This window comes from Streptomyces sp. NPDC051322 (assembly GCF_040689485.1).
In the GTDB taxonomy this organism is placed as follows: domain Bacteria; phylum Actinomycetota; class Actinomycetes; order Streptomycetales; family Streptomycetaceae; genus Streptomyces.
In genome coordinates, this window is the sequence record NZ_JBFBAK010000009.1 from 1 (window position 1) to 14891 (window position 14891).

The following is a 14891-nucleotide window of genomic DNA, read 5'->3' on the forward strand; positions in this document are numbered from 1 at the left end:
CGACTCTATCAGACTCTTTCGTGTCCGATTCCCGGCCGGCGGGATTCGCTTTCCAGTTCCACGCTTTCGCGTTTCCCTTTCCGGCGATTCCGACTTTATCAGAATCATTTCCGCTGACCTAATCAGCCTCGTGACTCTGGATTTCGGATGGCCCAGCAGGAAATTTGATTTCCGCGAGCGAGAGAGATGCTAACTGATGGTCCCGAACCTGTCCAGTTCGGGCAACCCATTAAATCTACCTCCCCACGCGAACCGTGTCAACGGTTTTGTGGGCGAAGGAGACACTAGCAGGTCAGCAGGGCCGTACGCACATCACGTAGCCACCGGCGGCCCGGCGCTTCGACCGGTGTCCTCGAGGTCCCCGGTCTCCCAACGGGGCCCCGGGTCGATGAGTGTCGCCGAGACCCACGGTCCGGCTCCTCGTACGCCCCCGGCCACAGGCTTCGCGCCGCCTGCGTAGTAGCGGGCGGCGCTGGTACTGCGGTCTGGTCAGGGGAATGCCGAAGGCGGAGTTTCCAGGTCTTCGAGCTCGAGGCCGGGGGCCGCCAGGACTACGTCACCCGCCAGGTGGACGGTGTACTGCTCGCCGGTGTCGAGTGCGCTGACCTGGTATTCGTCCACCATCAAGGGGCCATTGTCAGTGGCGTGCGCTTCACTCTTCAGTAGCGCCCAGGACTGGTCGACGGTTCGGGGGGCCAGCACGGGTTCCGTGAAAGCAACGAGGCGGACACGAGTGGCGGGGGTGGCGGGGGTGAGACGGAGCAGTCGGGCTGTGGCGACGAGAAAGGCGGGGGACGTGCCGGTGAAGGCGTGAGCACGGGCATTGCCTTCGGTGGCATGTTCGCCGGTGGGGTCGGTACGGACCCAGGTGACGCCCTCCAGGGCGGCGCCGCGGATCTGCCAGTTCGCGGCGTGGAGTTCCAGACGGATGGGGCGGCCGAGTTCGTCGATGGCCAGATCGACGGAGCCCGCGTGGTCGCCGGAGGGGGTCGTGATCTGCGAGACGTAGCGCCAGCCGGAGGGGCCGGGCGCGCAGTGGAAGTGTTCTTCACCCAGGGAGGTGTGGTCGTGCAGATCATGGAGCGAATAACGGCCGCGGGGCATGGGGTCCTTGGAGCTTTCTGAGGCCGGTACGAGGCAGGCCCCCGACACGGGGGTGCGGGGGCCTGCCTGGTACCTACTGCTGGGGATTCCTGCTGCGGATTCCTGCTGCCACAGGGATCAGTAGCGGTAGTGGTCCGACTTGTACGGGCCCTCGACCTCGACCCCGATGTAGGCGGCCTGCTCGGGACGGAGCGTCGTGAGCTTCACGCCGAGGGCGTCCAGGTGGAGTCGGGCGACCTTCTCGTCGAGGTGCTTGGGAAGCACGTACACGTCGGTCGGGTACTCGGACGGCTTGGTGAACAGCTCGATCTGGGCCAGCGTCTGGTCCGCGAACGAGTTGGACATCACGAACGACGGGTGGCCGGTCGCGTTCCCCAGGTTCAGCAGTCGGCCCTCGGACAGGACGATCAGCGTCTTGCCGCCGGGGAACGTCCAGGTGTGGACCTGCGGCTTGACCTCGTCCTTGACGATGCCGGGGATCTTGGCCAGGCCGGCCATGTCGATCTCGTTGTCGAAGTGGCCGATGTTCCCGACGATGGCCTGGTGCTTCATCTTGGCCATGTCCGTGGCCATGATGATGTCCTTGTTGCCGGTCGTGGTGACGAAGATGTCCGCGATGGAGACCACGTCGTCGAGGGTCGAGACCTGGAAGCCGTCCATGGCTGCCTGCAGCGCACAGATCGGGTCGATCTCGGTGATGATCACCCGTGCGCCCTGGCCGCGCAGCGACTCCGCGCAGCCCTTGCCCACGTCGCCGTAACCGCAGACGACCGCGACCTTGCCGCCGATGAGGACGTCGGTGGCGCGGTTGATGCCGTCGATCAGGGAGTGGCGGCAGCCGTACTTGTTGTCGAACTTGGACTTGGTGACCGCGTCGTTGACGTTGATCGCCGGGAAGAGGAGCTGCCCGTCGCGCTGCATCTCGTACAGCCGGTGAACGCCGGTGGTGGTCTCCTCGGTGACGCCGCGGATCTCGGAGGAGAGCTGGGTCCACTTCTGCGGGTTCTCACCGAGGGTGCGGGTGAGGAGCTGCAGGATGTGGCTGTACTCCTCGCTGTCCGCGGTGGCCGGATCGGGGACCGCGCCGGCCTTCTCGAACTCGACGCCCTTGTGGACGAGGAGGGTCGCGTCACCGCCGTCGTCGAGGATCATGTTCGGGCCGCCGGTGGGCGTGTTCGGCCAGGTCAGGGCCTGCTCCGTGCACCACCAGTACTCCTCCAGCGTCTCGCCCTTCCAGGCGAAGACCGGGATGCCGGCGGGGGCCTCCGGGGTGCCCTTGGGGCCCACGGCGATGGCGGCCGCGGCGTGATCCTGGGTGGAGAAGATGTTGCAGGAGGCCCAGCGGACCTCGGCGCCGAGAGCCACCAGGGTCTCGATCAGGACCGCGGTCTGCACCGTCATGTGCAGCGAGCCGGTGACCCGGGCGCCGGCCAGCGGCTGCGTCGCTGCGTACTCCTTGCGGATCGACATCAGGCCGGGCATCTCGTGCTCGGCGAGAGTGATCTCCTTGCGCCCGTAGGCCGCCAGGGACAGGTCGGCGACCTTGAAGTCCTGGGTGATGGCGTCAGTCGTCATATGGGCTGCTCCTCGGAAGGTTGGTCGAGGGTGTATCGGCTGGGATGTCCGGGCTGGATGCTGCGGCGACGGGCGTGAAGGCACAGGAATGCCCGAGCGCTCGCGGCGCAGTCCGTCGGAGGCCCTCTCTCCCTCGGCCGGTCCGCAGCGCGGACCGCCCGACCGCCATCAGCAGCGACGTCTGGCTCTCATCGAATCTACACCGATCGGCCGGCCGGCCCCCAGCCCGGCCGGGCCGTATGGCCGGTTCTCGTCCCGGTGTCCCGGCGCGCGGTCCCCCGGCATTGCCGTCAGTGCTGCGGCACGGGGGAAGGGCCGCCCGGAGTCGCCGCGGGGTCGTTGCCTGCCGCGGCCTCGGTCTCGCTGTAGATGTCCGGCTCCAGATAGATCACCCGCGCGATCGGCACAGCGGCCCGGATGCGGGTCTCCGCGGCGTTGATCGCCTGGGCGACCTTGACCGCCGTGTCATCGTGCTGGACCGCGATCTTGGCGGCGACCAGCAGTTCCTCGGGGCCCAGGTGGAGCGTTCGCATATGGATGACGGAGGTGACGGTCTCGTGATCGACGATCGCGTCCTTGATCTTGTCCACTTCCTCCGTGCCTGCCGCCTCACCGAGCAGCAGGGATTTGGTCTCCAGCGCCAGGACGGTCGCGATCACGATGAGCAGGGCGCCGATGCACACCGTGCCGACGCCGTCCCAGACGCCGTTTCCGGTGCCGATAGCGAGGCCCACCCCGGCCAGCGCCAGGGCCAGACCGATCAGCGCCCCGAAGTCCTCGAGCAGCACGACCGGCAGCTCGGGGGCCTTCGCACGGCGGATGAACTGCGACCAGGAAAGCGCACCGCGGGTCTGGTTGGACTCCTTGATGGCCGTCCGGAACGAATAGCCCTCCGCGATGATCGCGAACACCAGCACACCGACCGGCCAGTACCAGTTGTCCAGGGGGTGCGGGTGCTTGATCTTCTCGTAGCCCTCGTAGACGGCGAACATGCCGCCGACCGAGAAGAGCACGATCGAGACGAGGAACGCGTAGATGTAGCGCTCACGGCCGTAGCCGAAGGGGTGTTCCTGGGTCGCCTCGCGCTGCGCCTTCTTACCGCCGAGCAGCAGCAGGCCCTGGTTGCCGGAGTCGGCGAGCGAGTGGACGCTCTCGGCGAGCATCGACGACGAGCCACTCAAGAGGAACGCCACGAACTTCGCTGCTGCGATCGAGAGGTTGGCGCCGAGCGCCGCCACGATCGCCCTGGTTCCGCCTGACGCACTCATAGGTGGACATATTCCCTTCGTCGCTGCTGCGGCCCCGGCACCGCGTGCTGCGGCCGCTGTTCGGCCGCATATTGTCGCATCAGGCGACGACGGTGGCGCGGTAGATCGTGCCCGCTCCGGACAGTGTGACGTTCTCGCCCGCGGGGACGAACACCGACCGGCCCGGAGCGAGTGTCAGTTGGCCGACGCCGGGCTCTCCCGCCGTGCAGAGCAGGATCTGAGCGGGGGAGGCGGGCAGCGTGAGCGGGGCTGCGCCCTCCGGCCGTACGTAGCGGGAGAGCCGGAACTCATCGATCGGGGTGTCGTAGAGCTCCTCACCGTCCGGGGCGGCCTCCGGGCGCAGGACGCCCGGGTCGGTCGCCTCGAAGCGGACGATACGGAGCAGCTCGGGTACGTCGACGTGTTTCGGGGTCAGGCCGCAGCGCAGCACGTTGTCGGAGTTGGCCATGATCTCGACGCCAAGGCCGTTGAGGTAGGCGTGCGGGACACCGGCGCCGAGGAACAGCGCCTCTCCGGGCTGCAGTTGTACGTAGTTGAGCAGCATCGCCGCGATGACGCCCGGGTCGCCCGGATAGTGGTGGGCGATGGCGGCGTACGGGGCGTGCCCCCCGCCGAGCCGTCCGGCGGCGGTGGCCGCCTCGGTGACGGTGGCGTGCATCTCCTCCGGGTCGGCTGTCAGCACCGCAGTGAGGACCTCGCGCAGCGCCGCCTCCTCGGGGTGGGCGCGCAGGAGGTCGACGTACGGTTCGAGGGAGTCCACTTCGAGCGCCGCCAGCAACGCGGCCGACTCCTCGGGGGCGCGGAATCCGCAGAGGCCGTCGAACGGGGTGAGGGCGCAGATCAGTTCCGGCTTGTGGTTCGCGTCCTTGTAGTTGCGGTGCGGAGCGTCGATCGGGACACCGCTGCGCTGTTCGTCCTCGTACCCCTGCTTCGCCTGTACGAGGTTCGGGTGGACCTGGAGGGACAGCGGGGCGCCGGCCGCGAGGATCTTGAGCAGGAAGGGGAGGTGCGGGCCGAACTTCTTGACCGTGGCCTCCCCCAGTTCGGCCTCCGGGGCGGCGTCGATGACCGCCGACAGTGGTGCCGCGCCGGTCCCGCGGTCGATGCGGGAGGGGGCTCCCGGGTGTGCTCCCATCCACATCTCCGCCTGCGGCTCGCCGGTGGGGGCGGTGCCGAGGAGGGCCGGGATGGCGGTCGGCGAGCCCCAGGCGTAAGGGCGCACGGTGTTGGCGAGGCGGTCCATGACACTACTTTCCGGGGTGTTTCAGGTGGGGGCTTTCAGGCCGAGGCGGCGAGGGCCAGGTAGACGGCGGCGAAGTCGGTGACGGCGAGCAGTTCCGCGAGAGATTCGAGGTCGCTGCCCTCCTCCGGTTCGAGCTCACTGATGGCGGTGTCCTGGCCGAGGGCGAGTTCGCGGGCTGCCGGGGCCGCGCTGAGACCGCCGGCCGGCCGGTCGCGGAGCAGCACCACTCGGGCATGCAGCGCCTGTTGCTCGTTCACCCGGTCGCGGAAGAAGTCCTCCGGGTCCGCGTCCCCCGCCAGCGCGCTCACCAGCAGTGCGCCGTGCGCGGGCAACGCCTCGGGCAGCTCGGCGGCGAGGGCGGGGCGGCCGGCCAGCTCGGTCAGCACGGCGGCGAAACGACGGCCCGCCGGCCCGGCGGCGGTGCCCTCGGTCCAGATCAGGGGGAGCGAGTCCGCGAGCTCCGATGCGAGGGTCTTGGCCGGGTTGCTGTAGGTCGCGATGGCCGGACCGCAGCGTTCCGCGGTGGAGTCGAGGCGGTCGGCGACCCGCTGGAGCGTCTCGGGCGGAGCGGTGACGAGGCCGACCCGGTCGAGCAGGACGAGCAGCGGGGTGAAGAGGGCCCACAACGCCCCGGAACCGGCCCCGGTGAACGGCGCTTCGGTCGCTTCGGTCTCCTCCTCGTACGGTGCCGTCGCCATCGGTACGACCATGCCGTGCACCCCGTCGACCGCTTCGGTGAGCGGGGAGCGGACCGGTGCCACCGCGACGACCGTGCAACCGCGGCGGTACGCCTGCTCGGCGAGCAGCGCCAGGCCCGGTTCCGAGCCGTCCGCGGTGGCGATCAGCAGCAGGTCGACCGAGCCGGTCCAGCCGGGCAGGGACCAGCGCAGGGCGCCCGCTGCGGGCGCCACGCCGGTGGGCGCCAGCCGGACGACGGGGGCCGATGCGCCGGCCAGTGCGGTGAGCAGATCGGCGACGCCGTTGGCGGCGGTCCCCGCGCCGGCGACCAGCACGGCCCGCGGGCGCCCTTCCGGTTTCAGCTCCGCGAGACCGGCCTCGGTGGCGTGCCGGGCGGCGGTGCGGACGCGGGCTCCGGCCTCGGCGGCGCCGCGGAGCAGCCCGCGGCGGTCGGCTCGGGCCAGTTCCTCCGGGGCGTCGAGCAACGACTCGTCGAGCATCGGGGTCTGCCTCCGATTCACCTTGCGGGTACGGGAACGCGGCTGCCGCGCCGGTGAGGCACGGCGGCACGGTGGGTCTGCGGGCGTAGGGTCTGCCGGCGGTGCGGCGGCCCGCCGGCGGCGGTCAGGCCGGGCGGCGTGCTTCGTCGACGAGGAGTACGGGGATGCCGTCCCTGACCGGGTAGGCGAGGCCGCAGTCCTTGCCGGTGCAGATCAGCTCGGGGTTCTCCTCGGCTGCCGACTGGTCGTTGAACGGTGCGTGACAGACCGGGCAGGCGAGGATCTCCAGAAGGCCGGCTTCGAGCGGCATGGGGTGGTCCCTTCGAACATACGGTTTGGGCCTGGTCAGCGTACCGCCGGGGCGGGGACGGTGCGGGGTGTCGGCGCGGTTGGCGGACGCCGGGGATCCCGCTTCGCCCCGCGCCGGCGATCTGCCCGCAACGGGCGCCGGCGATTCCGCCTCAGGTGGCGCGGACCAGTTGCAGCACGTCGTCGCGCACCTTGGCCATGGTCGGCTCGTCCCGGGCCTCCACATTGAGGCGCAGCAACGGCTCGGTGTTGGACGGGCGGAGGTTGAACCACCAGTCCTTCGACGTCACCGTCAGGCCGTCCAGTTCGTCGGTGGTGACGCCGGGCAGACCGGCATAGCTCGCCCGGACGGCGTCGGTACGAGCCTGCTGGTCGTCGACCGTGGAGTTGATTTCGCCCGAACCGGTGTAGCGGTCGTACTGGGCCACCAGGGACGACAGGGTGCCTGGCTGGTGGCCGAGCGCGGCCAGGACGTGCAGGGCGGCGAGCATGCCCGTGTCGGCATTCCAGAAGTCGCGGAAGTAGTAGTGGGCGGAGTGCTCGCCGCCGAAGATCGCGCCGGTGGTGGCCATCTCCTGCTTGATGAAGGAGTGCCCGACCCGGGTGCGGACCGGGACGCCGCCGTTCTCCCGCACGACCTCGGGGACGGTCCAGGAGGTGATCAGGTTGTGGATCACCGTGCCGCCGGGGTGCTTGGCGAGCTCCCGGGCCGCCACCAGTGCCGTGATCGCGGAGGGGGAGACGCCTTCTCCTCGCTCGTCCACGACGAAGCAGCGGTCCGCGTCCCCGTCGAAGGCCAGGCCCAGGTCCGCACCCTCGGCCCGCACCCGGGCCTGCAGGTCGACGAGGTTCGCCGGGTCCAGCGGGTTGGCCTCGTGGTGGGGGAAGGTTCCGTCCAACTCGAAGTAGAGCGGTACGACATCGAGCGGGAGCGGCGCGAAGACGGTGGGGACCGTGTGGCCGCCCATGCCGTTGCCCGCGTCCACCACGACCTTCAGGGGGCGGATCGCGGTCAGGTCCACCAGGGAGCGCAGGTGTTCCGCGTAGTCGTTCAGGGTGTCGCGTTCGGTGACGGTACCGGGGGTGCGGGCAGCCACCGGGGCGCCGGAAACCGCCCAGTCCTCGACGAGCGTACGGATCTCGGTCAGGCCGGTGTCCTGGCCGACCGGTGACGCGCCGGCCCGGCACATCTTGATGCCGTTGTACTGCGCCGGGTTGTGCGAGGCGGTGAACATCGCTCCGGGCAGACCGAGTTGGCCGGAGGCGAAGTACAGCTGGTCCGTCGAGCACAGGCCGATGAGCGTGACGTCGGCCCCCCGCGCGGCAGCGCCGCGGGCGAAGGCTCCGGACAGGCCGGGTGACGAGGGGCGCATGTCATGGCCCACCACGATCGCCGAGGCGTCCGTCACCTGCACGAACGCGGCGCCGAGCAGCTCGGCCACCGACTCGTCCCACTGGTCGGGGACGACTCCGCGTACGTCGTACGCCTTCACGACCTGCGACAGGTCGACGGCAGCAGCCACTTCGCTCCTCCTGGGTTCCGCTTCGGGGCCATCAAACTACCCGCAGGGGTGACATGGCCGAGCGCCCCGTCTTCAGCTCGGGGCGGGGCTCCGGGCGGCTCGGGGCTCCGGCAGCCGGGGCTCAGGGCTCCGGGGACCGCAGCACCCGCAGATGTCCGCGGCGCCCGGCCTCGACCGGATTGGCCGTCCGTCCGCCACCGGGTTCGGCCGCACGGTCGTGCGGCCTGGCTGCTTCCCGTACCGCGTTGGCGAGGGCTTCGAGATCGTCACCGCTGGGCCTGGCGGGCGCGGAACCGTCGGTGAGGCGGACGACCTCCCAGCCGCGCGGAGCGGTCAGCCGCTCGCTGTGCTCGGCGCACAGGTCGTAGCAGTGCGGCTCGGCGTAGGTGGCGAGGGGGCCGAGGACCGCGGTCGAATCGGCGTAGACGTACGTCAGCGTCGCGACGGCGGGGCGGCCGCACGCAGTGCGAGAACAGCGACGTACAGGGCTCACGGTATGGGACCGTACCGCACTCTTGAGCGGGCCGCGACGACGCGCCCCGGCGTCACCCCACCGTGTCGTGGCGCGATCTCCCTCCCCCGAGCACCCTGGGCAACTCACTTGACCTGCACGGCTACCGGGCGTGCCCAGGGAGTCGCCGAACCGATCCCGTCCGCGGTGCGGCGATTTCCGGTCACCCGCCGCGAGATACCCGGTCGAAAGCAGCCCGCCAACCGATCGGAGTCATGTCCGGTATGCACATTCTGTGACATCGCGGTGGGTGGCCGGGTATCCCGCTTCGCCGGGTCGCCCGGAGAGCTACCCTGCGTCAGTGATGGACAGCTCCCTACCGACCCCGCCGACCGAGCCCCGGCCGCGCCGTCGCGACCGGCACGGCCGCGGTATGCGCGGCCCTGTCGCACCACCGCAGGTGCCGCTTTCCGCGAGCCGGGCGGAGACCTTCCGCGATCTGGTGCAGGACTCCGTCGAGCGGCTGGAAAGGCGCTGGCCGCAGCTGTCCGAGGTGGATTTCCTGGTGCTCGACGTGCCCCGTACGGACAGCACGGACCGTCCCGACGAGTGGCCGGGCGAGACCTCCGTACCGCTCGGGGTGGCGGTCCCGGCCGCCAAGAACCGGCCCGCGCAGATCGTCGTCTACCGGCGGCCCGTCGAGATCCGCACCAAGAACCGCGACGAGCGGGCCCTGCTGGTGCACGAGGTCGTGGTCGAACAGGTCGCCGAACTGCTCGGTCTGGCACCGGAGTCGGTGGACCCGCTGTACGGCCAGGACTGACAGCTGTACGGCCAGGACTGACAGCTGTGCGGCCAGGACTGACGTCCCCACGGGCAGTCCGGCAGGCCTCAGTTGTTCAGCAGTGACAGGTCCTGCCGAGCCGTCGGCACCGAGACGGTCCCGCGATCGTCGGGCAGAGTCTGCACGGTGAACATCGGAATGCCACCCTGCGGGAGTTCCAGGGTGCGCGCCGCGTAGACCGGGCCGCCGCCCGGTTGGGGCTCGACCGTCAATGCGTACGAGCCCTTGAGCCCGGACGGCACCGGTGGCTTCGTGGCGAGCGTGGTTCCACCCTTCACGACATAGGTCTTGACGACCGGTTCGCCACCGCCGCTGCCCGCCGACGCCGTGACCTTCACTTTGGCCGTGGCACCCGGCGCGGTCAGCGAGAGCACCGACCCCTTGGACCGGTTGTCGGCCGCGGTGGCCCGCTCGCCGACCGGGCCGGTCGCCGGGATGAAGGCCACTTCCTGCTTGCTGCCCTTGCCGCGCACCACGCGCAGCGCGGCCACGAAAGGCACCGCTTTCCCGCCACCGTCCTGCGACAGCACCAGGGAGCCGGCGATGCCCTTGGTGAGATCACCGAGGTCGACGGCGGCTGTCATTCCCGCCTTGAGGTGCAGGCTTTCGTGCCCGGCCGGTGTGATCGTGCCGTCCTCCGCGGCCAGTTGGATCTTCAGGTCCGCGTCGTCCGAACCGGGCGCGAAGGCCACCAGGCGCACCGATGTGGCGTCCGCCGGGATGCCCGGCAGCACGAGCTTTCCGGCCGGGGACGCCGATGCCGGCAGCCAGTCGCTGCCCACCTTGTCGTCCATGGACTGCACCACCGCGCCGACCCGGCCGGTACGGGTGCTGACGTGGACGGTCACGTTGTCGGCCGGATCCGGCGCCAGGGTGGAGAGCAGCACGGGGACGGACGAGCGGGCCGGGACCGTGATGCCCTCCCCCACATCCGACTTGATCGCCCCGTCCTTGCCGTAGAGCTCGATGTCGGCGACCGCGGCGGTGTCGTCCGGGTTGGTGAGATGGACGTAGTCCTGGCGGTCCGCCGATGTGCTCGCACCGGGGAACCAGAAGTCGGTGTCCGGGGCGGTGCAGCGGGTTCCGAGCACGCCGCGTGAGCTGCCCGCGTCGACCGTGGTGGTCTGCTGAGCGGCCCAGCCCGGGGCCAGGCGGCCGTCGGCCGCGCCGATGAGGGCGGGCGTCTCGCCGCCCGACTCCTCGTCGGTGACGGGCTTTCCAGGTTCCTTGAGCGACAGCAGCGGCTTGTCCGAAGCCGACTTCTTGCTCCCCTTGCCCTTCTTGCCGTCGTCGGTGGTGGACGGCAGCAGCTGAGCCGTGCCCGTCGCCCCGCCGTCCTTCCCGGCCTTCCCGGCGGGCGTGAAGGAGGTGTATCTGGTCTCCGCCAGATCCGAGGTGCTGGGCGCCGGGCAGAGCAGGCTGGACCGCTCGACGGGCAGCCGGGCTGCCGCCTTCGTCACCGTCGAGTCGCTGCCCGACGGCGCGGTGAGCGAGGCGAATCCGGTGATCGCCACCAGGGCGGTGACGGCCGCGGCGAGGGCGAGTGCGGTGCGGTTCACTGATTGCTCCCGTCGGGGCGGTGCTCGTTCTCGTCGGGGTACGGGGGGTGGGGCGGTCGGGGCGGCTGCGGGTAGCCGGACGGATCGTAGGAGCCGTCCTGCGGGGGCTGTTGGTACGGATCGTCCGGGTAGGCGCCGTCCTGGTAGCTGCCGTCGTCGTAAGTGACGCCCTGTTGCCGGCCGGTGTCGTACTGCTGGTTGCCGAACTGCTCGTCGGCGTACTGACCGGCGGGATACTGACTGCCGGGGTACTGACTGCCGGGGTACTGCCCGTTGCCGTACTGGCCGGCGTACTGATCGCCCCCGTACTGGTCCGGCGCCGCGTACTGGTCGGGCGCCGCGTACTGATCCGGTGTCGGGTACTGATCCGGTGTCGGGTACTGCGGGTATTCGGCGGTCCCGTACGCGGACTGCTCCCACTCACCGTATGCGGGCTGCTGCGGCACCTCCGCCCCGTACTGCGGCTCGAAGTCGCCGCCGGGCGCGGGTGCGGGAGCCGGGCCCGGCTCCGGCTCGGGCTCGGGCTCGTCGGCGGCCTCGGCCAGCGCAGCGGCACGCAGTCGGCGGGCCCTGCGTCCCTCGCCGTCGACGGGCGCGGCCGCTGCGGCGGGTTCCTCCTCCGGCAGGTCGTCGTCGACCTCGGTACGGCGGCCGGGCAGGGCCAGGACCAGCAGTACGACGACGAACAGGCACTGGATCCAGACCCATGCCGTACGGGTGATCGGGGTGTCGTAGGTGAGGTCGAGCCGGCCGCCCTTCTCGGGCAGCCGGAATCCCTGCGCCCAGCCGTCCACGGTGGTGGCGGTCAACGGGTGACCGTCCAGGGTGGCCTGCCAGCCCGGGGCCACCGCGTCCGCGATGCGCAGCACCCGTCCCGATGCGCCGGCCGGGATGGTCGTGTGAATGTCCACCGGGCCGGCCGCGACGGACTGCGGCTCGGCGGCGTTCGGGGAGGAGGTCGACGTGCCGGAGACGATCGTGGCCCGCGCGACCTGCCGGTCGACCCGCCACAACGCGCTGCCGTCGAGCTGGCTCAGCCGGCTGAGTCCGGGGGTGGCGTCCAGCACCCGGCTGGTCCGGGCCGGTGCACCGTCCCGGACCAGTACGTAGCGCACGGCGTAGCCGCTGAGCTGAGTGGACTGGTCGGCGCCCGATCCGGCGACCAGGTTGGCCACGATCTTGTCGAGCCGGGGGCTGTCGCCTCCCGAGCGGGCGAGTTCGGCGTCGCCGAGTCGGCCGCCCGAACCGCGGACCAGCGTGTACCCGACCTCCGCCGAAGATTTTCCACCGATCACCAGGGTGCGGGGCTGGTCGCGGGTGCCGCTCTCCTCGGCGACGAAGGCCGGCACCTGCACCGGGTCACGCCGTTCCAGCGGGCCGTCCGCGCCGCTGATCATCCAGCTGAAGGCGGCGATCAGCGGTGCCAGCACGGCGGCGACGGCGATCAGCCCGGCGACCGGCTGGCGCCAGCCGAAGCTCTGGGTGGCGACGCGCTCGCGCGCGCCTTCGGCACCGATGACCGCGGCGAACAGCAGGGCGATGCCGTAGACCAGCGTGGCGGGTCCGGCCCAGCCCGAGTTGTTGGCGAGGACCGAGAAGACCAGGCCGACCAGGGCGACGGCCCAGGCGCTGCGGATCGCGAACTGCCGCTCGCCGCGCAGCAGGGCGGCCAGGGCCGCAAGGACCACGCCGATCAGCAGCACGCCGCCGGCCGCCTTGGGTCCGCCGGGGCTCATCCCCAGCAGGTCGAGGGCGGACGCGGAACCCTTGCCGAACTCCATCCCCGCTTCCCGGAAGAAGGCGGAGGGCGAGGTGAGCAACGAGAGCGACCAGGGCGCCAGCACCACCAGCGGGGTGACGATCACCGCGACGAACCGCAGCCCGTACGCCGTGATGTCGGCCCGGTTCAGCGCCAGTACGGCGATCCCGAGCACCAGCGCGAGCAGCCACACGATCGGCGTGAAGGCCATCGCGAGGGTCAGCAGGAAGGTGTACGCCCAGACGGCCCGCCAGCTTCCGCGCGCCCCGCGCAGCCCGGCCGCGGCCACCGCGCAACGGGCGATCAGCGGCAGCAGGACGGCCAGTACGGCGGTGCCGAGCCGACCGGAGGCCAGCGCGCCGGTGGCGGCCGGCAGGAAGGCGTAGGCGATGGCGCCCCAGGCCCGCAGCAGCCGGGACTCGGTGAGCGGGCGGGAGGCGAAGTAGGCGGTGAGGCCGGCCAGCGGCACCGAGCAGACCAGCAGCACCGTGAGCGCGAGCCCGATATGTCCGAAAAGCACGGCCGCCAGCGCGGCGAGGATGGCCAGATAGGGAGGCGCGGTCTGCCTGCCGCCGGTGCCGAAGGGATGCCAGGCGTCGGCGTAGCGGTCCCACAGCTCCGAGACGTGTTCGGGTGCGGGCAGCAGCGCGCCGCCCGCGAGCGCGCCGGAGCCGAGCAGTTGCCGGCAGGCGACGAGTGAGACCAGCAGCAGTACGGCGAAGAGCACCGGGCCCGGTTTACGGGCCAGCCGCTTCAGCCGCGCGAACTGTTCGACCTCCAGGAAGTCGGCGTCGTCCCCGCCGGGCCCCGACTCGACGGCGCCGTGCCGCGACCCGCCTGCTTCCACGTCGGAGCTACCGCCGAAATGGCTTACGACCTGCTCGGCGGTGGCCTTGACGGTGGCGCCCGGCGGCGGGAAGAGCGGTCGCAGCTCGCCGGCGTCGACCGTGCCGGTACCGCGTCTGCGCCGGGCGGCGAGGATCCGCTCGGGGCGCAGCACGGTGCCCATGAATCCGGCGACTTCGTCGAGGGCCTGGCCGGGCGCCTTGCCGACCAGATAGGCGATCACCCGCAGCAGCGTGCCCAGGACCAGTCGCAGCAGCACGTAGGGCAGGCCGCTGCCCCGGGTGTTGGCGAGCAGGGTGTAGACGGCGCCCGCCTTGTCCACGCGGTGCGGGTTGGCAACAGAACGGCCGACGCAGTCGATCGGTCGGCGCTCGCGCGCCGAGGCCTCCGCGTGTCGCAGTACGGCGTCGGGTGCGATCACGACCCGGTGCCCCGCCGCATGCGCGCGCCAGCACAGGTCGACGTCGTCGCGCATCAGCGGCAGCCGCCGGTCGAAGCCGCCCAGTTGCTCCCAGACGTCCCGTCTGATGAGCATTCCGGCGGTCGACACGGAGAGCACCGAGCGCACCTGGTCGTGCTGTCCCTGGTCCTGCTCGCGCCGGTCCAGCCCGGTCCAGCGCCGTCCGCTGTTGGCGATCGAGACGCCGACCTCGAGCAGTTGCTTGCGGTCGTACCAGCCGCGGAGCTTCGGTCCGACGACGGCGGCCTGCGGGTCGTTCTCGACGACCCGCAGCAGTTCGGCGAGCGCGTCCGGGGCGGGCGCGCAGTCGTCGTGCAGCAGCCAGAGCCACTGCACCGGTTCCCCGTGCGGCAGTTCGGGCAGGTCATAGGCGTCGTCGCGCCAGCTGCGGCTCACCGGGTCCCAGCCGCTGGGCCGCTTCAGATACGGCAGTTCCTCGGGGGTGAGGACGCCTGCCGTGCGGACCGCCTCGTCGACGGCGGTGCCGAAACCGGTACGGCGCGCGAGGTGCAGTACGCGCTCGGCGCCGAGCGCTTCGGTGACCAGGACCGCCGAAGCGTCGGCGCTGCCGGTGTCGGCCGCGACCACGTTCTGTACGGGGCGCTCCTGCCCGAGCAGCCCGGCGAGCGCGTCGGGCAGCCAGCGGGCGCCGTCGTGGGAGACGAGCACGGCGGTGACGACATGGCGCGGGAACTCTGGCGTTGCGGCCTCGTGAGGGGCCGTCGATTGGCTGTGCACGGACATCGAGGTACGGGCCCCTCCGGCCGGGGTC

General features: G+C 71.1%; 11 protein-coding genes. 1 reads left to right on the forward strand and 10 read right to left on the reverse strand.

Translation table 11 applies throughout. The annotated features are described in order from the left end of the window. Positions 1–489: 489 nt before the first annotated feature. The 8 genes from AB0436_RS21135 to AB0436_RS21170 all read right to left on the reverse strand — a co-directional run bounded on the left by AB0436_RS21135 (position 490) and on the right by AB0436_RS21170 (position 8693). Positions 490–1104 (reverse strand): hypothetical protein, encoded by a 615-nt coding sequence (locus tag AB0436_RS21135; protein WP_366469449.1) that lies wholly within the window; start codon positions 1102–1104, stop codon positions 490–492. A gap of 117 nt (positions 1105–1221) precedes the next feature. Next, entirely contained in the window at positions 1222–2679 is a 1458-nt protein-coding gene (gene ahcY / locus AB0436_RS21140; protein WP_366469450.1) for an adenosylhomocysteinase, read from the reverse strand. A gap of 290 nt (positions 2680–2969) precedes the next feature. Beyond that, the gene (locus tag AB0436_RS21145) at positions 2970–3947 is read right to left on the reverse strand and encodes a cation diffusion facilitator family transporter (protein ID WP_366469451.1); all 978 of its coding nucleotides are present in this window, start codon (positions 3945–3947) and stop codon (positions 2970–2972) included. 79 nt (positions 3948–4026) lie between these two features. After that, positions 4027–5190 (reverse strand): mannose-6-phosphate isomerase, class I, encoded by a 1164-nt coding sequence (gene manA, locus AB0436_RS21150; protein WP_366469452.1) that lies wholly within the window; start codon positions 5188–5190, stop codon positions 4027–4029. Positions 5191–5225: 35 nt separating this feature from the next. Then, positions 5226–6368, reverse strand: a complete 1143-nt coding sequence (locus AB0436_RS21155) for an SIS domain-containing protein (RefSeq protein ID WP_366469744.1) — start codon at positions 6366–6368, stop codon at positions 5226–5228. Positions 6369–6492: 124 nt separating this feature from the next. After that, a complete protein-coding gene (locus AB0436_RS21160) occupies positions 6493–6678 on the reverse strand; it encodes a Trm112 family protein (protein WP_365856415.1) in 186 nt (61 codons plus the stop codon). Between the two features lie 151 nt (positions 6679–6829). Beyond that, entirely contained in the window at positions 6830–8200 is a 1371-nt protein-coding gene (locus AB0436_RS21165; protein WP_366469453.1) for a phosphomannomutase/phosphoglucomutase, read from the reverse strand. A 121-nt stretch (positions 8201–8321) separates the two neighbouring features. Then, positions 8322–8693 (reverse strand): DUF3499 domain-containing protein, encoded by a 372-nt coding sequence (locus AB0436_RS21170; protein ID WP_366469454.1) that lies wholly within the window; start codon positions 8691–8693, stop codon positions 8322–8324. Positions 8694–9015: 322 nt separating this feature from the next. Between AB0436_RS21170 and AB0436_RS21175 the strand changes: the two genes are divergently transcribed. After that, complete coding sequence (locus AB0436_RS21175) at positions 9016–9474, forward strand: metallopeptidase family protein (protein WP_366469455.1); 459 nt, start codon at positions 9016–9018, stop codon at positions 9472–9474. Positions 9475–9542: 68 nt separating this feature from the next. Here the strand turns inward: AB0436_RS21175 and AB0436_RS21180 are convergent, their stop codons facing one another. Next, entirely contained in the window at positions 9543–11054 is a 1512-nt protein-coding gene (locus AB0436_RS21180; protein WP_366469456.1) for a DUF5719 family protein, read from the reverse strand. Beyond that, positions 11051–14863: a glycosyltransferase gene (locus AB0436_RS21185; RefSeq protein WP_366469457.1), complete on the reverse strand. Its 3813-nt coding sequence runs from the start codon at positions 14861–14863 to the stop codon at positions 11051–11053. Before AB0436_RS21185 ends, AB0436_RS21180 begins: the two co-directional genes overlap by 4 nt. Between the last annotated feature and the right edge of the window lie 28 nt (positions 14864–14891).

What these genes read in the sequence shown, in the direction of transcription:
- ahcY (WP_366469450.1), bottom strand. Translation starts at nt 2,679, where the DNA reads ATGACGACTGACGCCATCACCCAGGACTTCAAGGTCGCCGACCTGTCC.
- AB0436_RS21145 (WP_366469451.1), bottom strand. Translation starts at nt 3,947, where the DNA reads ATGAGTGCGTCAGGCGGAACCAGGGCGATCGTGGCGGCGCTCGGCGCC.
- AB0436_RS21155 (WP_366469744.1), bottom strand. Translation starts at nt 6,368, where the DNA reads ATGCTCGACGAGTCGTTGCTCGACGCCCCGGAGGAACTGGCCCGAGCC.
- AB0436_RS21185 (WP_366469457.1), bottom strand. Translation starts at nt 14,863, where the DNA reads ATGTCCGTGCACAGCCAATCGACGGCCCCTCACGAGGCCGCAACGCCA.
- manA (WP_366469452.1), bottom strand. Translation starts at nt 5,190, where the DNA reads ATGGACCGCCTCGCCAACACCGTGCGCCCTTACGCCTGGGGCTCGCCG.
- AB0436_RS21175 (WP_366469455.1), top strand. Translation starts at nt 9,016, where the DNA reads ATGGACAGCTCCCTACCGACCCCGCCGACCGAGCCCCGGCCGCGCCGT.
- AB0436_RS21160 (WP_365856415.1), bottom strand. Translation starts at nt 6,678, where the DNA reads ATGCCGCTCGAAGCCGGCCTTCTGGAGATCCTCGCCTGCCCGGTCTGT.
- AB0436_RS21135 (WP_366469449.1), bottom strand. Translation starts at nt 1,104, where the DNA reads ATGCCCCGCGGCCGTTATTCGCTCCATGATCTGCACGACCACACCTCC.